Source organism: Amycolatopsis sp. NPDC101161 (assembly GCF_044768185.1).
Classification (GTDB): domain Bacteria; phylum Actinomycetota; class Actinomycetes; order Mycobacteriales; family Pseudonocardiaceae; genus Amycolatopsis.
Genome location: NZ_JBIWPI010000006.1, coordinates 766,062 through 788,428 on the forward strand (window position 1 = coordinate 766,062; position 22,367 = coordinate 788,428).

15 protein-coding genes and 1 pseudogene are annotated in these 22,367 nt (G+C 69.4%); 13 read left to right on the plus strand and 3 right to left on the minus strand.

What is annotated here, in order from left to right; translation table 11 throughout:
• Positions 1 to 23 precede the first annotated feature (23 nt).
• From fahA to ACIRSS_RS41810, 10 genes and pseudogenes are all read left to right on the plus strand, one after another.
• Complete coding sequence (gene fahA, locus ACIRSS_RS41765) at positions 24 to 1,220, plus strand: fumarylacetoacetase (protein WP_400905341.1); 1,197 nt, start codon at positions 24 to 26, stop codon at positions 1,218 to 1,220.
• Between the two features lie 82 nt (positions 1,221 to 1,302).
• A complete protein-coding gene (locus tag ACIRSS_RS41770) occupies positions 1,303 to 2,220 on the plus strand; it encodes a YhjD/YihY/BrkB family envelope integrity protein (RefSeq protein ID WP_400905344.1) in 918 nt (305 codons plus the stop codon).
• A gap of 84 nt (positions 2,221 to 2,304) precedes the next feature.
• Positions 2,305 to 2,748, plus strand: coding sequence for a MerR family transcriptional regulator (locus tag ACIRSS_RS41775; RefSeq protein ID WP_400905346.1), 444 nt, complete (start codon positions 2,305 to 2,307; stop codon positions 2,746 to 2,748).
• Positions 2,749 to 2,767: 19 nt separating this feature from the next.
• Complete coding sequence (locus tag ACIRSS_RS41780) at positions 2,768 to 3,775, plus strand: NAD-dependent epimerase/dehydratase family protein (RefSeq protein ID WP_400905350.1); 1,008 nt, start codon at positions 2,768 to 2,770, stop codon at positions 3,773 to 3,775.
• A 389-nt stretch (positions 3,776 to 4,164) separates the two neighbouring features.
• Positions 4,165 to 4,560 (plus strand): hypothetical protein, encoded by a 396-nt coding sequence (locus ACIRSS_RS41785; RefSeq protein WP_400905352.1) that lies wholly within the window; start codon positions 4,165 to 4,167, stop codon positions 4,558 to 4,560.
• A 482-nt stretch (positions 4,561 to 5,042) separates the two neighbouring features.
• Positions 5,043 to 5,558: pseudogene (locus ACIRSS_RS41790) on the plus strand (transposase); the annotation flags it as partial.
• A 364-nt stretch (positions 5,559 to 5,922) separates the two neighbouring features.
• Complete coding sequence (locus ACIRSS_RS41795; RefSeq protein ID WP_400905354.1) at positions 5,923 to 10,236, plus strand: LamG-like jellyroll fold domain-containing protein; 4,314 nt, start codon at positions 5,923 to 5,925, stop codon at positions 10,234 to 10,236.
• Between the two features lie 37 nt (positions 10,237 to 10,273).
• Positions 10,274 to 16,801 (plus strand): RHS repeat-associated core domain-containing protein, encoded by a 6,528-nt coding sequence (locus ACIRSS_RS41800; protein WP_400905357.1) that lies wholly within the window; start codon positions 10,274 to 10,276, stop codon positions 16,799 to 16,801.
• A gap of 20 nt (positions 16,802 to 16,821) precedes the next feature.
• The gene (locus ACIRSS_RS41805) at positions 16,822 to 17,169 is read left to right on the plus strand and encodes a hypothetical protein (protein ID WP_400905360.1); all 348 of its coding nucleotides are present in this window, start codon (positions 16,822 to 16,824) and stop codon (positions 17,167 to 17,169) included.
• A 290-nt stretch (positions 17,170 to 17,459) separates the two neighbouring features.
• Positions 17,460 to 17,771, plus strand: coding sequence for a hypothetical protein (locus ACIRSS_RS41810; protein ID WP_400905362.1), 312 nt, complete (start codon positions 17,460 to 17,462; stop codon positions 17,769 to 17,771).
• A 229-nt stretch (positions 17,772 to 18,000) separates the two neighbouring features.
• Here the strand turns inward: ACIRSS_RS41810 and ACIRSS_RS41815 are convergent, their stop codons facing one another.
• Entirely contained in the window at positions 18,001 to 18,735 is a 735-nt protein-coding gene (locus ACIRSS_RS41815) for a hypothetical protein (protein ID WP_400905365.1), read from the minus strand.
• Positions 18,732 to 19,205 (minus strand): hypothetical protein, encoded by a 474-nt coding sequence (locus ACIRSS_RS41820; protein WP_400905368.1) that lies wholly within the window; start codon positions 19,203 to 19,205, stop codon positions 18,732 to 18,734. The genes ACIRSS_RS41815 and ACIRSS_RS41820 overlap by 4 nt, the downstream gene beginning before the upstream one ends.
• Positions 19,206 to 19,341: 136 nt before the next feature.
• Here ACIRSS_RS41820 and ACIRSS_RS41825 point away from each other — a divergent pair, with 136 nt between their 5' ends.
• A complete protein-coding gene (locus tag ACIRSS_RS41825; protein WP_400905371.1) occupies positions 19,342 to 20,382 on the plus strand; it encodes an LLM class F420-dependent oxidoreductase in 1,041 nt (346 codons plus the stop codon).
• A 4-nt stretch (positions 20,383 to 20,386) separates the two neighbouring features.
• Here ACIRSS_RS41825 and ACIRSS_RS41830 read toward each other — a convergent pair whose 3' ends face one another.
• Positions 20,387 to 20,971 (minus strand): class F sortase, encoded by a 585-nt coding sequence (locus tag ACIRSS_RS41830; protein ID WP_400905373.1) that lies wholly within the window; start codon positions 20,969 to 20,971, stop codon positions 20,387 to 20,389.
• 226 nt (positions 20,972 to 21,197) lie between these two features.
• Between ACIRSS_RS41830 and ACIRSS_RS41835 the strand changes: the two genes are divergently transcribed.
• Together ACIRSS_RS41835 and ACIRSS_RS41840 are read left to right on the plus strand one after the other, a co-directional pair.
• Positions 21,198 to 22,142, plus strand: a complete 945-nt coding sequence (locus ACIRSS_RS41835; RefSeq protein ID WP_400905376.1) for a Ppx/GppA phosphatase family protein — start codon at positions 21,198 to 21,200, stop codon at positions 22,140 to 22,142.
• Between the two features lie 40 nt (positions 22,143 to 22,182).
• Positions 22,183 to 22,365 (plus strand): hypothetical protein, encoded by a 183-nt coding sequence (locus ACIRSS_RS41840; protein WP_400905378.1) that lies wholly within the window; start codon positions 22,183 to 22,185, stop codon positions 22,363 to 22,365.
• Positions 22,366 to 22,367 lie beyond the last annotated feature (2 nt).

The following is a 22,367-nucleotide window of genomic DNA, read 5'->3' on the forward strand; positions in this document are numbered from 1 at the left end:
ACCCACCAAGACGAGGAGCACACGTGACCTGGCTCGACCTCGCCGACGACACCCCCTTCGGCCTGGACAACCTGCCCTACGGCGTCTTTTCCGTCGGCGGCGCGCCCGAGCGGCGCATCGGCGTGCCCGTCGGTGAGCACGTCCTCGACCTCACCGCCGCTGCCGAAGAAACCGCCGCCCCCTTCGCGCCGCTGCTCGCCGGTGGCGTCCTCAACCCCCTGCTCGCCGCCGGGCCCGACACCTGGCGGGAGGTGCGCGAAAACCTGCGAACCTGGCTCACCGAACCCCGGTACGCCGACCAGCTCCGCCCGCACCTCCACTCGCTGGCCGAGGTCACCACGCACCTCGCCTTCGACGTCGCCGACTACGTCGACTTCTACTCCAGCGAGCAGCACGCCCTCAACGCCGGCCGGATCTTCCGGCCCGACGCCGCCGAGCTGCCGCCGAACTGGAAGCACCTGCCCATCGCCTACCACGGCCGGGCGGGCACGGTCGTCGCGTCCGGCACGCCCGTCGTCCGCCCGCACGGGCAACGCAAGCCGCGCAACGCCGATGCGCCCTCCTTCGGTCCGTCGCAGCGGCTGGACATCGAAGCCGAAGTCGGGTTCGTGGTCGGCGTTCCGGGCACCCGGGTGTCCACCGCGGACTTCGCGGACCACGTCTTCGGCGTCTGCCTGGTCAACGACTGGTCGGCCCGCGACCTCCAGGCCTGGGAGTCCCAGCCGCTGGGCCCGTTCCTCGGCAAGTCGTTCGCGACGTCGGTGTCGCCGTGGATCGTCCCCCTCGCCGCGCTCGAGCACGCGCGGGTCGACGGCCCGCCGCAGGACCCGGAGCCGCTCGACTACCTACGCACCACCGAAAAGTGGGGCCTCGACCTGGCGATCGAAGTCCGGCTCAACGGCCACCTCGTGTCCAGCCCGCCGTTCGCGACGCAGTACTGGACGGCGCCGCAACAGCTGGCGCACCTGACGGCCAACGGCGCGACCCTGCGCACCGGCGACCTGTTCGCCTCGGGCACCGTCACCGGCCCGGAGCGCGGCCAGCGCGGCTCGTTCCTCGAACTGTCGTGGGGCGGGCGGGAACCGCTCGACCTCCCGGACGGTCAGACCCGCACGTTCCTGGAGGACGGCGACGAGGTCGCGATCAGCGCGACGGCCCCGGGGCCGGGCGGCACGCGGATCGGCTTCGGGGAGGTGCGCGGCACGGTCGTCCCCGGCTGACGCGTGACGATCCCCCGGCCACCGGGTCCGGACTGCGGGGGAGACGTGCGGATGAGAGGGTCGGCCGGTGGAGAAAGCCGTCGTGAGGAAACCGCTCCGGCGGGTCGGGGCGACGCTCGCCCGGTACCGCGAACGCGACGGCGACCACTACGCCGCCGCGGTCACCTTCTTCAGCCTGCTCGCGCTGGTGCCGCTGGTCATGGTCGCCGTCTCGGTGGCCGGGTTCGTGCTGGCCGGCGACCGGCTGCTCGCCACCGAGCTCGACCGGGTCATCGACGGCGCGCTGCCACCCGAGATCGCCGGGCGGGTCAACGACGTCGTGCACACCGTCGTCGGGGAACGCGGGCGGATCGGGCTGCTCGCGCTGACCGTCGCCGCGTACTCGGGCTGGAGCTGGATCAGCAACGTCCGCGACGCCGTCACCGCGATGCTCGGGCAGGAGCGCACCACCCGGCCGCTGCTGCGCGGGATCGCCGCGGACGTCCTGGCGCTGATCGGCGTCGGGCTCGCGATGGCCGTGTCGTTCGGGCTGGCGGCGCTCACCGGCGCGGCCGGGACGTGGCTGCTCGGCCTGACCGGGCTGACCGGCGGGTTCGCGCAGTTCGTCCTCGTCGCCGGTTCGCTGCTGCTCGGCCTCGCGGCGAACTGGCTGGTCATCGCGTGGTGCCTGGCCCGCCTGCCGCGTCGGCCGCTGCCGCTGCGGTCGACGTTGCGCCCGGCCGGGGCCGCCGCCGTCGGGCTCGCCGCGCTCCAGCAGGCCGGCGGGCTGTACCTGCACCTGCTCGGCCGGTCGCCCGCGGTCGCGGCGTTCGGCACGCTCGTCGGCGTGCTGCTGTTCGTCTACCTGGTGGTCCGCTGGCTGCTGATGGTCACGGTGTGGCTCACGGTCCGGGACGACCCGCCGCCCGGCACGCTCGCCGCCGACGTCCGCTACGCCGGGACGACGCTCGGGGCCGGCGCCTCGGCGGAGCTGGTGGTCCGCACCCTGACCGGCCGCTGAGCGGCGGCCTCGATCGGGGTGTGATCCGGCCCACCGGCCGGGCGCGTTGACTTCAAGTGCTTGAAGTCCCGCATGCTGGCTCCCATGGCGGCCGGAGTCGAGCAGGTGTGGTTGACGATCCTCGAGGCGTCCCGGCGCAGCGGGCTCAGCGAGCCGACGTTGCGCTACTACGAGCAGATCGGGCTGGTCGGCCCGGTGCCGCGGGATCCGAGCAGCGGGCACCGAAGGTACGACGCGGCGACCATGGACGTCCTGGATTCGCTCGGGTGCCTGCGGTCGGCCGGGTTGCGGGTCGAGGACCTGCGGCGGTACCTCGACCTGCTGGCCCGCGGCGATGCGGCCGCCGCCGAGCAGCGTGACCTCTTCGACCACCACGCCGACCGGCTGGAAGCCGAGATCGAGCGCTTGCGCCTGCGGCTGGAGTACCTCCGGCTCAAGGCGCGGCTCTGGGACGCCCGCGACCGCGGCGACACCGGCGCGGCGCACCGGCTCCTCCCGCGGCTCCGGTCGCTGATCGACCGATTCTGACCATCCACAAAGGACTGACATGAACGACGACCGAGCGCTCGTCCTGGTCACCGGCGGCACCGGGTACCTCGCCGGCCACACCCTCGCGCGGCTGCTGGCCGACGGCCACCGGGTCCGCACCACCGTGCGCGACCTCGACCGGGCGGCCGAGGTCCGGGCCCTCGCCGGGCCCGGTGACCTGGAGGTGGTGGCCGCGGATCTCGGCGCCGACGTCGGCTGGGCCGCGGCGACCGAGGGCGTCGACTACGTCCTCCACCTGGCGTCTCCGTTCCCGCCCGCCGCACCCGAAAACGACGACGAGGTGATCCGCCCGGCCCGCGACGGCGCCGTGCGGGTCCTGGCCGCGGCCCGGGAGGCCGGGGTCCGGCGGGTCGTGCTGACGTCGTCGTTCGCCGCGGTCGGGTACAGCGCCGTGCCGCGAGAGGAGTACACCGAGGCCGATTGGACGGACCTCGCCGATCCCAACAGCGCCTACGTCCGGTCGAAGGTGATCGCCGAACGCGCCGCGTGGGAGCAGGTGCGGGCGGCGGGCGGCCCGGAGCTGGCGGTGATCAACCCGGCCGGCATCTTCGGACCGGTCCTCGGCGAGCGCCTGTCGTCTTCGGTCTCGCTGGTGCGGGCGATGCTCGACGGCGCGATGCCGGTGGTGCCGCCGCTGTACTTCGGCGTGGCCGACGTCCGCGACGTCGCCGACCTGCACGTGCGGGCGATGACCCATCCCCGGGCCGCGGGGGAGCGGTTCCTGGCCGCGGCCGGGGAGTCGATCAGTTTCCTCGGTCTGGCCCGGATCCTGGCCGAAAGCGGGCACGCCGTGACCACGACGGAGATGACCGCCGAGCAGGTGCGCGCCGCGGCCGAAACCGATCCGGCCCTGCGGGAAGCGGCCGCTCGCCTCGGCCGCGTGCCCGTCATCCGCACCACCAAGGCGAGGACCGTGCTCGGCTGGCGGCCTCGCCCGGTCGAGGAAACGGTGGCGGACACCGCCCGCAGCCTCCTGGCCGCCGCCGAACGGGAGCCCGCTCCCTGAGTGGCGGCGCGCACATCGTCCCGGCGCGCGGCGCCCGGCCCCAGTAGGCTCCGTCTAAGCGCCTGCGTTCCGGCCGTGCTGGGCTTCGCTGCCCTCGCCGTCGTGATGCGAATGTGCACGATGGCCCTGACCCTGCGGTTCCTTCACCGGTTGATCGAGATCGGCAAGGACAACCGCGAGGTTCTACGGCTCGCCCTTCCGATCCTCAAGGCTCTGCCCGGCCTGCTCCGCGAAGACCGACGTTGGGCCGCCTCCCTCCGACAGCTGATCCCCCGAGGTCGGCGACGAGGACAGCGCGGACGGGGGTGATGCGCCGCGCTGATCTTCGCCCGGCGCGGCGCCGCACCCGAGCCCGCGCCGGGCTTCCCCGCCTCGGGCAGAATGCGCCGATGAACCTTCAGAGCGCGGCGTGGCTGGTGGCCGTGGTGACCGGCGTTGCCGGGTGGATCGGGGGCGCCCGATCGAAGTTCGGCGCGATCGGTCAACGTCGGCGAGAACTGCGCCTGCGCACCTGGCACGGCTACATCCCCCGGGGCATGATCTCCAGCTGGTACGTGGCCCTGGCCGAGGAACCCAAGACGCCGACCGCTCGTGTGGTCCTGGAAGTTCGCCAGGGCGCCCCGGACGGCAAGCCGGACGTGTCCGGCGCACACGCGCTGCGCCAGCAGATCAAGGCGGACGGGATAATGGCGCGCGTGCCGACGCCGGCCGAGTACGAGTTCCTGGGCGATCTGGAGAAGAAGCTCGGGTACGGCAAGGACCCGGAAGCCCGGGTGATCCACTGACTCGTCGTGCGACATGAGCGCGACGGAGACCGGCCGGAAACCGTGCGGCGCACGACGGCATGGGCATACGCGAGCACTTGTTGACGACTCGTGAAAACCAACCCCCGGCGGTCTCTTGGGTTCTAGGGCGGATTCCAGTGACCGTCGCAACATTGCTGCTAGATCATGGTGCCAGGGCGGCGGCGAAGACGCCGGCGTGGGTGCCGCCAGCCGAGGGGCGAATTCAACCGGTCGTCGCAACACCTCGATCGCGGAGGTGTGCGATGGGCGGCAACACGAAGCTGGAGCGGGTGCCCGAAGGGGTGCGGAGGCAGTGGGCGGCGGACCGGGCGTTGCGGTCGCCGGGTCGGCCTGAGCCCTCGCGCGGTGTGCAGCGGGAGTTCTGGCGCCTGATCGCGACGGGGGTCACGACGTTCGAGGCCGCGCTTCACGTCGGCGTGTCGTGGCCGGTCGGGGCGCGGTGGTTTCGCCACGCTGGCGGCATGCCGCCGATCAGCCTGGACGAACCCTCCGGCCGCTATCTATCTTTTGCCGAACGCGAGGAGATCGCGCTGCTGCGGGCGCAAGGCAAGGGCGTGCGGGAAATCGGCCGCAGCATCGGACGCGATGCGGGGACGATCTCGCGCGAGTTGCGGCGTAACGCCGCGACATGCAGCGGCAAACAGGAATATCGAGCCACGGTGGCGCAGTGGAAGGCGCAGCAGGCGGCCAAGCGCCCGAAGACAGCCAAGCTGGTGTCGAATCCGCGGCTGCGCGAATACGTCCAGAAGCGCGTGAGCGACAGCGTCCGCCGACCCGATGGTACGGCCGTCGCCGGGCCTGAACCGCCCGCGTGGAAGGGATTGAACAAGCCGCACCGGCAGGACCGGCGGTGGGCGACAGCCTGGAGCCCGGAGCAGATCGCCCATCGTCTCAGGATCGACTTCCCCGAGGATGAATCCATGCGCATCAGCCACGAAGCGATCTACCAGGCCCTGTTCGTCGAAGGCCGCGGCGCGCGTGGAGGAACGTGGGGAGGAGTCGTGCGTATGGACCTCGCCATCTTTGCTCGCGGTCACCGCGGCACAGCTGCAGGCGCGCCTCCGCGCGGACTAACGGGTACGCGTTTCGTGGCCGCACGAAGATCACGCGGTGTCGGGCAAGGGTGATGGCGAGGTGTCGGCGGAGCGGTTCAAGTCGCCCATAATAAGACAAACGGTGCATATTGCGATCTATTGTGGACATTCGGTAACTCTGTGCTGATTAAGCCGGTTGGACTATTTCCGCTGGTCGACGGGTTTGGCAGGGTGATCTCGGGTTCGTCGGGGGCCCGGCTGTGTGCTGGTGCTCTTAGGCGAGGGGGATCTCGTGAGTTTTTTTGGTGTGCGTTGGCGCGCATTTTTCCTGGCCGCCGTCGTCGGCATCACCGGTCTTCCGGCGCTCGCGGCGCCGGTCGCGTCGGCTGCCGTTTCGGTGCCCGACCAGGCACAGGACGAGGCGACGGCCTCGGCGTGGGCGCGTGCGGCCGGCAAACAGATCTTGGTGACGTCGAAGACGACCGAGACCTCCCAGACCGTGGCGAATCCGGACGGCTCGTGGACGTTGACCGAGTACACGCACCCGGTGAGGGTCAAGCACGGTCCTGACTGGACACCGATCGACACGACGCTCGTGCGCAACGCCGACGGGGCGGTGACGCCGAAGGCGACGGTGCTGGACCTCGCGCTGAACGCGGGTGGCACCGGGTCCGTGGCCAAGCCCATCGTGCAGGCCGGCGAGGCGGGCAAGGAGGTCGGTCTGAAGTGGACGAAAGACCTCCCGGCACCGTCGTTGTCCGGGGATACCGCGACCTACGCCGAGGTGCTTCCGGGAGTGGATCTGACGGTGCGTGCGCTGCCGGAGGGCTACACCGAGAACCTCGTCGTCAAGACCCGGGAAGCCGCGCAGAACCCGCAGCTGCGCGACATCCCGTTCGGCCTGCACACCAAGAACACCACGGTGTCCGTGGCGCCGGGCGCGGGGCGCGGCACACCGACCTCCGGTGCGAAGCCCGCGGACGGGCTGGAGGTCAAGGACACCAGCGGAGCGGTGGTCTTCGCCGGTGACGCGTCACGCATGTGGGACTCCTCCGGTGCGGGGTCCGAAGCCGAGCGGCAGCTGGGTGCAGGCGGTGGGCACCGCGAGGCGGTCATGGGGGTAAAGCTGTCCCCGGACACCGTCGCGATCACGCCCGACCAGGCCTTCCTCGCCGACCCGGCGACGCGGTACCCGGTGACCCTCGACCCGGACACCTGGTGCTCCACCTGCGGGATGCAGGCGCATGCGGTGGTGCAGTCCGGGTTTCCGGACGCGCGCAACTACAACGCCTCCGACGGTGCTCTGTCCGATCTCAAGGCGGGTTACGAAACCGACGACCGGGCGGGCACCTCGCGGTCGTACCTGCAGATGAACACCGCGCAGATCGCCGGGACCGTCGTGCATTCGGCCAGCCTGAACACCACGATCACGCACACCTACAACTGTTCGAACGCGGCGGACACCGACCTGTGGCTGACCGGCCCGTTCGGCGGGGACATCACGTGGAACAACCAGCCGGGCTGGAGCTACTACATGTCGTCGGTGAACGTGGCCAACTGCGGCAACGCGCCGGACGTCCACGGGGAGTTCGACGCGACGCACGCCGCGCAGGACGCGGCGGCGGGCCGCTGGCCGAACGTGTCCCTCGCGCTGGTGGAGGACGGGCAGGGCGGCGGCGTGGCCACCTGGCGGCGGTTCGCGCTGAACCCGTACCTGCAGGTGAACTACGACTCGGCGCCGAACCCGCCAACGGCGTTGTCCATGCAGAACGGGTTGCTGCCGTGCACGAGCGGGGCGAACCGGCCGTGGGTGTACACGAAGAACCCGCAGCTGGCGGGGAAGGTGTCCGACCCGGACGGTGGCACGCTGTACGCGAAGTTCGCGGTCGCGTACGGCGCACTGGGGCACAACGTGTACGCGCACGACAACGGCGGGAACATGGTCGCGGTGGGCACACCGGGCCAGAACCAGCAGGCAACCGCGCAGCTGGCCGCGGTCCCGGCGGGCTGGATCAACGAGGACGGCATCTACAACTGGTCCATGCAGGCCACCGACGGTGAGCTCTGGTCGAGCTGGGTCGGGAACTGCGAGTTCACCGTGGACAGCAAGGTACCCGCGCAACCGGTGGTGGCCATGCCGTCCTGGACGCATCCGGCGGTGCAGGGTGATCCGGTCGAGTTCAGCATCTGGACCGGGATGGCCACCGACAACTTCTACGACATCGACCACTTCATCTACACGACCGACGGATCCGAGCCACAGGTCCAAGGATCGCCGAGCGTTCCGGCGACGCAGTCGACCGACGGTGCCGGGAAGATGGTCGCGGTCGGCGGGATCAAGGCGACCGCGCTCAACGGGAACCAGAACATCATCAAGGTGAAGTCGGTGAACAAGGCCGGCACTGCGAGCCCGGACGCGCAGTGCGTGGTGCTCACGGATTCGAACCCGGCACTGGACCCGGCTTCGTGCTCGTACCACGTGGAGCCGGTCACGCCGGGCAAGAACCTCACAGCCGCGTGGAGTGCCGACGAGCCGTCGGGCACGACGCTGGCGGACACGGCTGCGGGCACGCCGGGGAACGCGGGTCTTGCCGCGCATCCGATGACGACCGTCGGCGGGGTCACCTCGGGGCCAGGCTACGACCACGGGAACAGCTGGACGCACCCGGACACCAACGGCTACGGCGAAGGCACGAAGGGCGCGATCGGTCTCGACGGCACGACCGGCTACGCCAGGACCGCGGACCAGGCGATCGACGCGTCGAAGTCGTTCACCGTGGCTGCCTGGGCGAAGCTCGCCGATACGACGCATTCGCAGACCGTCATCGCGCAGGACGGGACCCAGGCGATGCCGTTCGCACTGCAGTACAACAAGGAAAACAACGCCTGGGCGATACGCGTCACGGCGGGAGATTCGGCCACGCCGGCGGCCGTCTGGGCCTTCTCCGGCGGACCGCCCCAAGTCGGCGTGTGGACTCATGTGGCGGGGACGTATGACGCGTCGACCCAGGTCGTCACGCTCTACGTCGACGGTGCGAAGCAGAGCACGGCGATCGCCCAGCCGTGGGCCGCGACCGGACCGGTGGTGCTGGGCGCGACGAAGTGGTCCGGGACTCGCGCCGACTTCTTCCACGGCGCGCTCGACGACGCTCAGGTGTGGCAGCGAACGTTGTCCGCGGCGGACGTGCGAGACCTCGCCAACACCGCGGCGCCGGTGGCGAACTACGGCTACGCCGAGGGCTGTGCGCCGGAGCTGACGGCGGGAACGTCGCGGGTCACGTCGTTGCAGGCGGCGTGGATGCTGGGTGAGAAGGCCGGTTCGATCGCGAAGGACGCGACCGGCAACGCGAACGCGATCACCCTGGCGGGCGGGTACACCTGGGCCGGTGGCCGCAGCGGCGGCGGACTGTGGCTGGACGGCACCGGATCCGGCTCGACCGCCGCCTCGGTGGTGGACACGACGCAGTCGTTCACGGTGTCGGCCTGGGTGAAGGCCGACGACCTGAACAGCGACTACACAGTCCTGTCCCAGAACGGCGTCAACACGCCGGGTTTCGTGTTGCGATACGCGAAGAGCAGCAACCGGTGGGCGTTCGGGATGAACCCGTCGGACACCGCAGGCGCCGCCACCCAGTGGGCGACCGGAACCTCGGTGCCGCAGGCCGGCGCGTGGACGATGGTGACCGGAACGTTCGATCGCGGCGCGCTGCGGATCAGCCTGGCGGTGAACGGGAAACGTGAGGCGAGTGCGGACGTTCCGGCGGCGTGGGACGCGGCTGGTGCGTTCGTCCTCGGCGGTGAACCCGGGGCGAAGAACCTCTTCAAGGGGGTCGTCGATCAGGCACGGGTGTGGGGCAAGGCGCTGAGCGCCGACCAGATCGCGGCCATGGCCGGCGCCCGGTACTACGACACGGTCACGCAGGGCAGCGCCACCGCGACCGGTGGCGTCTCGCTGGCAACGGAACAGGACAGCGGCGGCAATCCCGTCGACTGCGCGGCGAAGTTCGACAGCTCGTGGACGGGGCACATCGACGCGGCCAAGCCGGCGGACCTGCGTACGGACAAGTCGTTCACGGTCGAGGGCTGGGTACGCCACGACTGGACGGCCTCGGACGCCTCGGCCCACGGCGCGGTCGACAACGTCGCGCGCACCCTCGTCAGCATGGATGACGGCCAGGCGTCGCCGTTCATCCTCGGGTACCAGCCGTGGACGGACTCCGGTGGTGCGGTGCACGGCCGGTGGTCGTTCCTGCTGCCGAGCGGGACCGCGGACGGGAACGGCACGTCGATCGAGTTCAGCGACTCCGACGTCGTGAACAACACGTGGACGCACCTGGCGGCGACCTATGACCTGAGCACCAAGACGATGGCCCTCTACGTCAACGGCGTCCGTCAAGCGGGTCTCCTCTACACACCGTCGGGTAGTGCCTCCGGGCTCACGGCTCGCGCGGCGACGGGTGGCCTCCTGGTCGGCGAAGCGGTGTGGACGAAGGTGCACACCAACTACTTCTACGGTGGTATCGCCGGAATCCGCGTCTACTCCGGGGTTCGCAGCGACACCGGAATCGTCATCGACAAGAGGGTCGACGACCCCGGCGCCCTCTTCGGCGTCCGCCACTGAATCCCGTACCGGCTTCCGCACACAGGGGTAGGTTCACATGATCGTCAGACGTGCGCGTTTCCGCTTGCGGGCGACCGCGGCCGGCGTCGTCCTGGTGCTCCTCGGCTCGGCGCAGTCCGCTGCTGCCGCGACCGGCACGGGATGGCACGGACTGGGCTGGGACCTCCCGCCCCTGCAACAGACAGCTTCGGTCAAGGGCGCCGACGGCGGCTTCCTGCCGGTGACGAAGCCGAAGGCGATGGCGCCCGCGGCCGTCGCCCAGGCCAGCTGGCCCACTGCCGGCAGCAGTGACGTCGACCTGTCCGCGCCGGGCGGCACCGGCCAGGTCAAGGTGGCGCGAGCCGGGCAGAAGCAGGCACGGGCGGCGGCCGCGAAGGGCACGGTGAAGGTCACCACGCTCGACCAGACGACCGCGGCCAAGGCCGGGATCAAGGGCGTCCTCATGCAGGTGGCCCCGGTGTCCGGCGACACCGGCGGCCCGCTGCAGCTCGACCTCGACTACCAGAGCTTCGGTGCCGCGTACGGCGGTGGCTTCGGCGACCGGCTCCACCTCGTCCAGTACCCGTCTTGCCTGCTGTCCACTCCGGACAGGCCCGAGTGCCGCGTCGGAACGCCGCTGGCATCGGACAACAACAGCCGCACGCACCATGTGACCGGCGAAGTGGCGCTGCCCACCACCACGGCCCAGGCCGCCACCGCCGAGGCGAATACCGCCGCCGCGAAGTCGGCGGTCGTCGCGGCGGTGGCGGGAACGGCCGGTGGCGGCGGGAACTTCGGCGCGACCGATCTCAAGCCGGCCGGGTCGTGGACGGCGGGCGGCTCCTCGGCCGACTTCCGCTTCTCCTACCCGATCACGACGCCGTCCTGGCCGGGTGGGACGGTGCCGTCGATCAGCCTCGACTACTCCTCCAGCGCCGTCGACGGGCTCACCTCGGCGACGAACAACCAGGCGTCGGGCATCGGCGACGGCTGGGGACTCAGCGGCGGCGGGTTCATCGAGCGGTCGTACAAGGGATGTTCGCAGGACCTCGGCGGCAACAACGGGCAGACCAAGACCGGCGACCTGTGCTGGTTCAACGACAACGCGACCATCTCCTTCTCGGGCGCGAGCGGTGATCTGGTGCTCGACAAGGCGACCGGCACCTGGCATCCCAAGGACGACGACGGTACGCGGGTCGAACGGTTGACGAACACCGTGAACGGCGACAAGTTCAACGAATACTGGAAGGTCACCACCCCGAACGGGACGCAGTACTTCTTCGGCCTCAACCGCCTGCCCGGCTGGGCGAGCGGCAAGGGGGAAACCCAGTCGACGTGGACGGTTCCGGTGTTCGGCAACAACTCCGGCGAACCGTGCAACGCCGCGACGTACGCGGCTTCGTGGTGCCAGCGTGCGTGGCGCTGGAACCTCGACTACGTCGTCGACCCGCACGGCAACGCGGTTTCCTACTACTACCAGCCCGAAACCAACAACTACGGGCTCAACCGCAATGCCTCCACCGCGAACGACCCGGGGACGCCCTACACCCGTGGCGGCTATCTCACGAAGATCGAATACGGCTTCAACACCACCCTCGGCGATGTCTTCGGCCATGCTCCGGTGCAGGTGCTCTTCGACACGAGTGAGCGGTGCGTGCCCAGTGGCACTGTCACGTGCGACCCTGGGCAGCTGAACTCCGGCACCGCGACGTCGTGGCCGGACGTGCCCTCCGAGCAGATCTGCGCGCAGGGCGCGGTGTGCGTCTACGGCTCGCCGACCTTCTTCTCGCGCAAGCGGTACACGAAGATCCGGACTCAGATCACCGACGGCGGCTCAGGCTGGAAACCGGTCAACGACTGGGCACTCGGCCAGTCGTTCCCGGCCGGCGGCGACGGGAGCCCGGCGGCGCTGTGGCTGGATTCGATCACCCAGACCGGCCGGGTCGCGAGCCCGTACACGGTCGGCAACGCGATCACGCTGAATCCGACGACGTTCCACGGGGTCCTGAAGGCCAACCGCGTCAACGCCAACAGCCAGTACACGGCGATCACGCGGAACCGCATCGATGCGATCACCAATCCGCAGGGCGGGATCACGACCATCACGTACGCGGACCCGGAATGCGTGCCCGGCGTGAAGATGCCCGCCAGTCCGGAGTCCAACACGCTGTCGTGCTACCCGGTCTACTGGACCCCGGGCGGTGCGACGGACCCGGTCCTGGACTGGTTCAACAAGTTCCGCGTCACCGACGTGCTCGAAGACGGCCGGACTGTGTTGTCCCAGGTCAAACGCACGCACTACGACTACCTCGGCGGCGCGGCGTGGCACCACGACGACAACCCGCTGACCGATCCGAAGTACCGGACGTGGTCGGACTGGCGTGGCTACGGCGACGTGAAGACGACTGTCGGTCAGGCGGGCAGCGATCCCGCCGGGCCGCCGGTCGTGTCGGAGTCGATCTACCTGCGTGGCATGGACGGGGACACCTTGCCGGGCGGTGGCACGCGCAGTGTCAGCGTGAGCAGCGACAACTGGAAGGAGTCGATCGCCGACCGGAAGGAGCTCCGCGGGTTCGTCCGCGAGACCGTCTCCTACCTGAACGGCAAGCCGATCGGCGGAGCGCTCAACGATCCCTGGGTTTCGGACCCGACGGCCACCGATGCCGACGGGCGCGCCGCCGCCTACGTCGGCACCGAGACCAGCCGCACCCGCACCTGGCTTGACGCGGCCAACACCTGGCGCGTCGCGCGCACGCACACGACGTTCGGCAAGTACGGGCTCGCCACGCACGTCCAGACGGAGCCCGACACGGCCGATCCCAAGCAGACGACCTGCAGTATCACGCAGTACCTGGAGAACACCACCGACTGGCTGCTGACCTCCTCGAGCGAGGTGCAGAAGGTTTCGGGGCCGTGTGACGAGACGGCGAACCCGCCGGGGCCGGACAACATCATCACCGACACCCGGACCTGCTACGACGATCAGGCCCTGGGCGTGGCGCCCAAGAAGGGCAACGTGACCCGGATCGACGGCTTGCAGTCCTGGGCCGCGGGGAGCGCGGAAACGTTCAAGGCGCCCGCCTCCACGTCGGTGTACGACGTGTACGGCCGGGTTACGAGCGCCACGGACGCGCTCGGCCTGACGACCACGACGGCATACACCCCGGCGACGGGCGGCCCGGTCACCCGGATCGTCACCACCAGCCCACCGATCAGCGCGACCAACACCACCAAACTCACCGAGATCAAGGACTTCGACCCGGTCTCCGGGGCGCTGACCGGCGAAGCGAACCAGAGCGGTCTGCGCACGGACGCGACGTTCGACGCTCTCGGCCGCACGCTGTCGGCCTGGAAGCCGGGCCACAGCAAGGCGGCTAACGCGCCGGCCGACGTGACCTACTCGTACACGGTCAGCAACACCGGTCCCAGCACCATCGTCACCGCAGGACTGCTCGCGAACGGGCAGTACGCGAGCTCCTACAGCCTGGTGGACGGGCTCGGCCGGACCGTGCAGGCGCAGAACCCCGCACCCGACGACAGCGGCGGACGGGTGGTCACCGACTCGATCTACGATTCCCAGGGCCGGGCCTGGAAGAACCACAGCTCCTACTGGAACAGCACCGCACCCGGGTCGACACTGCTCGTCGTTCAGGACAACGCGGTGCCGAACACCAACGCCACGACCTACGACAGCGCCGGGCGCGCAATCGCGACCGCGTACCTCGCCAAAGGCGCCGAACAATGGCGCACCACAACGATCCCGGACGGCGACCGCACCACGACGCTCCCGCCGGCGGGCGGCACCGCCACGACCACGATCACCAACGGCCTGGGCCAGCGGACCCAGCTGCTGCAGTACAAGGACCCGACGAGGACGTCTCCCGGGTCACCCGCGGACACGACGACGTACACCTACACGCGCAGCGGTCAGCAGGCGAGCATCACCGACACCACGGGCAAGAACGTCTGGACGTTCGCCTACGACTTGAACGACCGCAAGATCTCGTCGTCCGATCCGGACACCGGGACGACGACGTTCACCTACGACGACGCCGGGAAGCTGACCAGCACGACCGACGCCCGGCACCGGCAGATCAGCTACACCTACGACAACCTCGGCCGGAAGACCGCGGAGTACGACGGCGACGTCACATCGGGCACGAAGCTGGCCGAGTGGACCTATGACACGCTGCTGCCCGGGCTGCCGACCGCGTCGATCCGGTACGCGGACGGCAAGACGTACCGGAAGGATGTCGCCGGCTACGACACCGCTGGGCGGTCCACCGGCACCACTGTGACGATCCCGGCGGGGGAGACCGGGCTGGCCGGGACGTACCAGTTCGGGGTCACCTACGACCCGAACTCCGGTGCCGTGCGCACCATGACCAGCCCGGCGGTGGGCAGGCTGCCCGACGAGGAGATGTCGTTCGGCTACTCCACGTTGGGCGTGCCGCTGACGATGCTGGCCGCCGACTCGAGCGGTGGCGCGACGCAGCTGGTTTCGCAGACGAAGTACAACCCGATGGGGCAGGTGCTGCGGACCAACTACCAGGACGCGGCGAACCCGAACCAAGTCTCCGTCACCAACACCTACGAGGACGGCACGAACCGGCTGGCCACCACACAGGCCCAGCGGGCCACGTCGTCGAACTACTGGATCGCCAACCGCGTCTACACCTACAACCCGTCGGGCAGCATCACCAAGATCGCCGACACCCCGGCGGACGCGCCCGCGGACGTCCAGTGCTTCCGGCAGGACTACCTCCAGCGCCTCACCGACGCCTGGACGCCATCTTCGAGCGACTGTGCCACCTCGCCGACCACAGCGGGCACGGGCGGCGCGGCGTCGTACTGGACGTCTTGGACGTTCGATGACATGGGCAACCGGAAGACGCAGGTCCAGCACACGGGCGCGGGTGACATCACCACGACGTCCACCTATCCTGCCTCGGGCGACTCGCAGCCGCACGCGGTCCAGGCGACCACGACGACTGGCCCGGCTGGGACGACTCAGGCGGCTTACAGCTACGACCGAACCGGGAGCACGAAGAGCCGTGGCCCGGACGGCGCGGCGCAGACGTTCACCTACGACGCCGAGGGGCACGTCGCCACCGCCACCGAGGCCAACGGCGCGGCCAGCAGCTACCTGTACGACGCCGACGGCGCGTTGTTGATCGCTCGCGAGCCGACCGGGACCACACTGACCGTCGGCGACACCGAGCTGAACGTCCCCACCGGTGGGACGAAGGCGCTCGGCACCCGGTTCTACAGCTACAACGGGCAGGTGATCGCCACTCGCAAGGGCGATGTCGGGCTGACGTGGAAGCTGTCCGATCACCTGGGCACGACGTACGCCACGGTGGACGCGGGGAACCTGGCGGTGTCGAAGCGCTGGCAGGACCCGTACGGCCTCACGCGGGGTGCGCCGCCGTCCACCTGGCCCGACAAACACGGCTATGTCGGCGGCTACCAGACCACGACGGGATTGACCCATCTCGGCGCGCGTGACTACGACCCGGCGACCGGCCGGTTCCTGAGCGTCGACCCGCTGCTGAACCCGGCCGACCCGCAGTCGATGAACGGTTACGGCTACAGCGACGCCAACCCGGTCAACCTGTCCGATCCGTCGGGTTTGTATGTGGTGGGTGGTGAGGACCCGAATACCGGGGTGCCGTACGGCGTCAGCTACAACGACCACGGCGGGGCGACGCTGGTCGGGATCTTCCCGGAGAGTGAGCTGGCCGGTGCGGCGTTGCTCAATCCGGGGCAGGCGAGGCAGCAGCGTGCGTATCACGCGCGTGTGCGGAGGGCGGAGCTCAATCGTCATTTGTCGAAGTATTCGCCGACGACGAATGACTATGTCCGCTTGCAGAACTACTGGTCGATGATAGGCACTGCTTACAATGACCGGGATTTCTGGGACACGGCGACCGGGGCCGGCAGCGAGCACGCGTGTTTCGGAGCGCGTGGGTGTCAGATGGCGTGGATTCACCTCGAGGAGAACCCGAACGACATCGAGGGCGCCAAGAGTATTGCGGCGTTCTACTGCGTCGAGAACTACGAAGAGTGCGCGCATACGAAGTTCTGGGACGACAACGTCCATCAGATGTTCCAGGACTTGCTGATGCTCGGCGCGATGGGTCTCGGTGGCGCGGGGAGCGCGGCGGACGGCGAAGCGGCGGCGGCGACCGGGGTCGGAGGCGCGGCCAGAGCCGAGGTGGAAGCCGAAACAGCAGCCGCAGCCCAACGGACCGTCAAGACGGACGAAGCGGGTGTAGGCGCGGGTTGGTATCCTGAGACCGGAGGTAAACTGCCGGAAGGTTGGGGCGAAGGGAAGCCCAACAAGAAGGGCGTGGGTTTCCGCTGGCAGGATCCCAAAAACCAAGGAAACGGAGTTCGTATCGATCAGGGGAATCCCAATTCTCCTTTCCCGAGTCAGCAGGTCGACCATGTGATTGTCCGCGTCAACGGCAAGGTGATTGGACGTGATGGTAATCCGATTAGCGGTGCCATCGATCAGGACCCCACTAACGCGCACATACCGCTTAGTGAATGGCAGAACTGGTCATCTTGGAGTAGGCCGTGAATGACGTTCGATTTCCGGCCATGCGGAACGAGATCGTTCGAGCGGTGAAAGCTCTGGCGGATCCCGAGTATCAGTGGTCTGCGTGGGTTCGGCGAGAGTTGCCGCCTGGGCAGTACGATGAGTTTACTCATCGAATCCATATCCTTTACGACGATACGCAGGTGTTGGAAGACCCGGCGGCTGCCGTCGGCGTCTATCTTTACTCTCGCGAGGAAGCCGATGCGATGGCAAAATTGGCGGCAGCGCTGGACGCCCTGTTCGCTGAGTTGGGAACCGAGCTTTCCGACGAGGACTACCTTCGGGCGCGAGCATGGTCGTCTGTCGTGGCGGCAGCGAGGGAGGCGTTGGGCTCGCTGGAAAAACACTGATGCGGCCTGTCTGTGGTTGACGACTGCTGCGGCGGGTTGAACTGTTGTCTGAATCCCTGCGGTGGCGGCCGCCTGCTCGCCATGGACGACGCGGTTCCGTGCAGTCGGAACCTGCACTGACGGGACTATGTCAGTCGCGCGGCCGGCCCCGTGTTGAGCTGCCGAGCACCACTTGCCGAGGCACGCGCACTGCGGCATGAGCGTGCGTTCGTCCGGACGACAGCCAGGAGCAGGGTAAGGGCGAGCGGAAGTCATGCGACAAACGGTGCGTCTTTTGCGACAGTGCACCTGTGCCTGACCTGACAGCATTCACCGATACCTACTACGTGGAGGCAGGCAACACTCCCGTCCTGGTCCACAACTGCCCGCCCGCGATTTCGGGCGGGCAGGCAGCGCAGCAAGGCGGTGCGGCTTACGAGGACTACCTTCACGACGCCCTTGGTGGTGGAGGCAACTTCAGCGAGGGTGGCCGCGAGTTCGACGGCGCGTTCGTCAATCCCGCGAACGGCGCGGGGACCTGGTACGAGGCGAAGTCGGGCGGGTATCGGGATCGGCTCCTAAACAATCCCAGGGCCTTGAAGGGTTTCAATCGACTGGGCTGAACGAAACATGGCAACCATCCGCTCGTCGGCATGAGCGCGCGTCACAGCCCCGAGGTCGCCGCCCCGAGCAAGCGAAAGGCACGTCATACAGATACAGGCGAAACTCGATTGCTTGCCGAAGCCCAGTGAAGCGATCATGAGCCGGTGTCCAGGACGTAAGGCTTGACGAGGTGAAGTCGGGGCTCCGTGATGCCTTCACCTGGCACGGTGACCGCACGGACCAGCATCGTCATGTCGACGTCACCGGCTGGTGGCGTCGAGCAGATCTGCTCGGGCACATCGGCCCCGCGCTGGCGCGCCAGTTCGCCGGCGAGCAACCCAATTTGTTGCCCTTCTCCCGCAGCAACACGGTGCAACCCATCGGGTTGAGATCGCGACGGCGAAGTGCAAGTGCTCCACCGCGCCGGCATGCCGTTTCGCTGTGGAGTCTGAGCAGGAGGCTGTCGAGGAGCGGGTCGAAACCGGTGGTGGACGCGACGAAGTTGATTTCGCTTAGCTCGCTGGCCTTGAGCGCGCGACGGTTGCTGTCGCGTTGCCTGGAGTAGTTCAGGTTGGCTGTCGGGCTGTCCCTCAAGTCGATCAACTTGTCGGCGTCAGCGCGCCGGTAGACGCACTTGACCGCGTCGATGAAGTTCGACTCCGCGCCTTGGCCGGAACGGGAGTACGGCTTCGCGGCGGCGCGCTCTTGGACCAGCTTGGCCAGCTGGCTGACTTCGGTGGCGCGAGGCTCGTCGATCGGCCTGTCGCCCCATTCGTCGACCAGAACGCGCCAGTAGTGCTGCCACGTGTCGCGCGAGCCCTTCGCGGTCGCTTTGGCGACTTCCGGAACGTACTCGGCGAAGGTCGGGATCCTCGTCTCTTGCGCTTTGGCTGCCAGCTGGACGAGTGGCACGCCGAGCCTGGCGAGCACCAGCTCGGCCGCTGCCGCGATCGCCTCATCTGCTGGAGGGCCTGCAATGGTCACAGCTGACCTCCCCGAAGCGCGCGGTCATTCTGAAGTGACAGACAGTGATTGAGGTGAGGCATCGTGTAGAAGATGAGCGCATCGCCGGCCTCAGGGGCGGCCAGCAGAAGCCGGTCGCCTTTGCGGATCCCGCATCGCGCGCGGACCGGGCCCGGCACGTGGAACCCGCCTCGGCTGGTGAGGCGATACCAGCCGTCGGCAGCGCGTCGGAACACCCCGATGCCCGTTCCGATGGTCGTCAGGGACAGATGATCGGCGGGTGCCCAGCCCAGCTTGTCGACGATGGACTGTTCGGAAATGCGACCGGAGCGGTCGACACGAGCGATCGCGTAGGTCCAGGTCGTCTCGGTCGGGGCCGGGAAGACGTCCGCCAGGGGAGGGGCGCTGGACGGAGTCATCCGCGCGTGCTGACTCGGGTGCGGAACCCGGGCGTCGGACGGGATCAAGGCGGGCACCAGCTGCTCAGGCATGTGACCAGCGCCACTCGTTCGAGGAGGTCGGGGGTGTGACACGTGTTGCAATCAGTGCGTCGCAGGGAGCGGCGAGCGGTGGGTGAGGTATCACGTAGGAGCGCGACTTAGCGCTTGCTCAGCAACGGAGGTGGCCATGCGGATCGGGACCGCGATCAACTACGCCGGAGGCTTCGCCGACAGCGTCGCGGACATCGTCGAGCTGGAGAAGGTGGGGCTCGACGTCGCGTTCGTTCCCGAGGCCTACTCCTTCGACGCCGTGAGCCAGCTCGGTTACCTGGCGGCGAAGACCGAACGCGTCCAGCTCGCGTCGGGCATCTTCCAGATCTACACGCGGACGCCGACGCTGACCGCGATGACCGCAGCCGGCCTGGACTTCGTTTCCGACGGGCGGTTCATCCTCGGCCTCGGCGCCTCCGGGCCGCAGGTCATCGAGGGCTTCCACGGCGTGAAGTACGACGCGCCGCTGGCCCGCACGCGCGAGATCGTCGAGATCTGCCGCCAGGTGTGGCGCCGCGAACGCGTCGTCCACGACGGCAAGCACTACACGATCCCGCTGCCGCCGGAGCAGGGCACCGGCCTCGGCAAGCCGCTCAAGCTCATCAACCACCCGGTGCGCGAGCGCATCCCGGTGCTGCTGGCCTCGCTCGGGCCGAAGAACGTCGCGCTCACCGCGGAAATCGCCGAGGGCTGGCAGCCGATCTTCTTCCACCCGGAGAAGGCGGCCGACGTCTGGGGAGAATCCCTGGCGGCGGGCAAGGCCAAGCGCGACCCGGCGCTGGGCGAGCTCGACACGTTCGTCAGCGCCGCCCTGGCGATCGGCGACGACGTGGAGCCGCTGCTCGACCACCTGCGCCCGATCGTGGCGCTGTACGTCGGCGGCATGGGCGCGCGGGGCAAGAACTTCTACAACGACCTCGCCTGCCGCTACGGCTACGAGGCCGAGGCGAAGCTGATCCAGGACCTGTACCTGGACGGCAAGAAGGAAGAGGCCGCGGCGGCGGTGCCGGTCGAGCTGCTGCGCTCGATTTCGCTGGTCGGGCCGGCAGGGTACGTGAAGGAGCGCTTGGCGGCGTTCAAGGAAGCGGGCGCGACGACGCTGGTGGTCAACCCGCTGCTCCCGGGCCGCGAGGCACGCGTGGCGGCGGTGGCCCGGCTGCGCGAGCTGCTCGGCTGAGCCGCTAGACCGGCGTCGCGTACACGGCCACCCGCGGCGTGTCCACGCCGGCGAAGTCGTGGGTCCCGTCGCTGGTGATCAGCCGCAGCTCGGGGCCCGATCCGTCCGGCGCGACGAGCGTGCTGTCCGGCTCGTCCGGCGGGAACGTCTCCGTCCGCCGGACCGTGAAACGCGCTTCGCGGCCGTCGTCGTCGCGGACCAGGACCGCCGCGCCCGGCTGGAGGGTGCCCAGGCGGGCGAACGCGCCTCGCGAGAACCCGAAGCCCGCGTGCCCGGACAGCACGGCCACGCCCGGTGCGCCCGGTGCCGGTCCGTCGGCGAACCAGCCGACACCCTGGGCCGTGCCGGGCTGCTCGCGGCGGCCGGCGATGTGGCCGAGGTCGACGAGGTGGCTCACGGCGAGTCCGAGGTCGGGGATCACCAATGCGGTGGGCAGGACCCCCGTGGCCGGCCGGTCTTCGGCCGCCGCGCCCGGGGTGAGCGACGCGCTCGGCGCCAGCACCGTCGTGACGCCGAGCAGGACACAACCCAGCCCGGCCACCACCGCGAGCACGGCGGCGGCCGGCCCGACGAACTTCCCCTGCCGCACGCCGGTAAGTCGGGAGAGCGGGAACGGGCGTTACCGAATCGTGTCCAGGGGTGTCCTGGTTCACTCGATCGGGTTATGTGGCTGTGACCTTCACGTCAACAAAGCACCTCCGGAGGAGGTAAATCCGACAATTCCCGGCGAACTACCGCGAATTCCGGCAGAATTCCTGGTTTCAACCTGTCGAACCGGGGATATCCATCGGGGCGGAAGCGAGGTGCGCCGAGTCGTGCGGAAAATCGAAGAGCCCGCGGTGGGCGTGCTGGACGTCGGATCGTTCAGTGCCCGCCTCGTCGTGGTGCCGGTCGACGGCTCGCCGCGCGAGCCGGTGCTGAACCACCAGACGCGGCTGCGCCTCGATCGCGCGCTCGACGACCGCGGCCGGCTCACCGAACGCGGCATCGCCGACATCACGGCCGCCGTCGCCGCGGGCATGACGGCCGCTTACCGCCACGGCGTCACCGACGTCTACCCGTTCGCGACGTCCTCGATCCGCGACGCCGCCAACGCGGCCGAGGTCGTCCGGCACGTCGCCGGTGAAACCGGTGTCGAGCTGCGGTTCCTCTCCGGCCGCCGCGAAGCCGAGCTGACCTACCTGGCCGCCCGCCGCTGGTACGGCGCCGAGGCCGGCCCGCTGCTGGTCCTCGACATCGGCGGCGGCACGGTCGAGCTCGCCGCCGGCCGAGGCGACAAGGCCACCTTCGCGCGGTCGCTGCCGCTGGGCGCGCGGTCGATGACCCGCGACTGGCTGCCGGGTGAGCGCGTTTCGTCCAAGCAGGTCAAGGCGCTGCGCGCGCACGCGCTCGACGTCGTGACCACCGCGCTCGGCGCTGCGGACGTCGACGAGCCGATGGTCGTCGGCTGCTCGAAAGTGCTGCAGCAGCTCGCGCGGCTGGCCGGGGCTCGGCCGAACAAGTGCAAGGAGCTGCGGCTCGAAGACCTGCGCGCCTGGATCCCGCGGCTCGCCGCGCTGCCGCCGTCGAAGCGCGCGAAGCTGCCCGGCATCTCCCGCAGCCGCGCGCACCAGGCGCTAGCGGGCGCGATCGTGGCCGAGGCGCTGCTGACGGTCGCCGGCGGCAAGGTCGCGATCTGCCCGTGGTCGACCCGCGACGGCCTGCTGCTCAGCCTGCAGGACCGCGCGCGGGAGAAAGCGGCCAAAGGCGTCGCCGCCTGACCGCTGGCCGTGCCCGGGAAAACCGGGTATTCCGGAGAGCATGAGCGAGCAGCAGCGCATCCACGCCCTGGACGACGAAGACGACGAACTCCCGAAGCTGCCGAAACCGGGCCAGCTGACGCACGACGTGCCGACCGCGCCCGACCCGGACGTCAGCCCGGGCGGGACCGAAGAGATCCCGGCCCCACCCGGGCGGGAGGCCGCGAGCGACCTCCCGCAGTGACG

What these genes read in the sequence shown, in the direction of transcription:
- ACIRSS_RS41800 (WP_400905357.1), top strand. Translation starts at nt 10,274, where the DNA reads ATGATCGTCAGACGTGCGCGTTTCCGCTTGCGGGCGACCGCGGCCGGC.
- ACIRSS_RS41785 (WP_400905352.1), top strand. Translation starts at nt 4,165, where the DNA reads ATGAACCTTCAGAGCGCGGCGTGGCTGGTGGCCGTGGTGACCGGCGTT.
- ACIRSS_RS41820 (WP_400905368.1), bottom strand. Translation starts at nt 19,205, where the DNA reads ATGCCTGAGCAGCTGGTGCCCGCCTTGATCCCGTCCGACGCCCGGGTT.
- ACIRSS_RS41825 (WP_400905371.1), top strand. Translation starts at nt 19,342, where the DNA reads ATGCGGATCGGGACCGCGATCAACTACGCCGGAGGCTTCGCCGACAGC.
- ACIRSS_RS41775 (WP_400905346.1), top strand. Translation starts at nt 2,305, where the DNA reads ATGGCGGCCGGAGTCGAGCAGGTGTGGTTGACGATCCTCGAGGCGTCC.
- ACIRSS_RS41780 (WP_400905350.1), top strand. Translation starts at nt 2,768, where the DNA reads ATGAACGACGACCGAGCGCTCGTCCTGGTCACCGGCGGCACCGGGTAC.
- ACIRSS_RS41840 (WP_400905378.1), top strand. Translation starts at nt 22,183, where the DNA reads ATGAGCGAGCAGCAGCGCATCCACGCCCTGGACGACGAAGACGACGAA.
- ACIRSS_RS41805 (WP_400905360.1), top strand. Translation starts at nt 16,822, where the DNA reads ATGCGGAACGAGATCGTTCGAGCGGTGAAAGCTCTGGCGGATCCCGAG.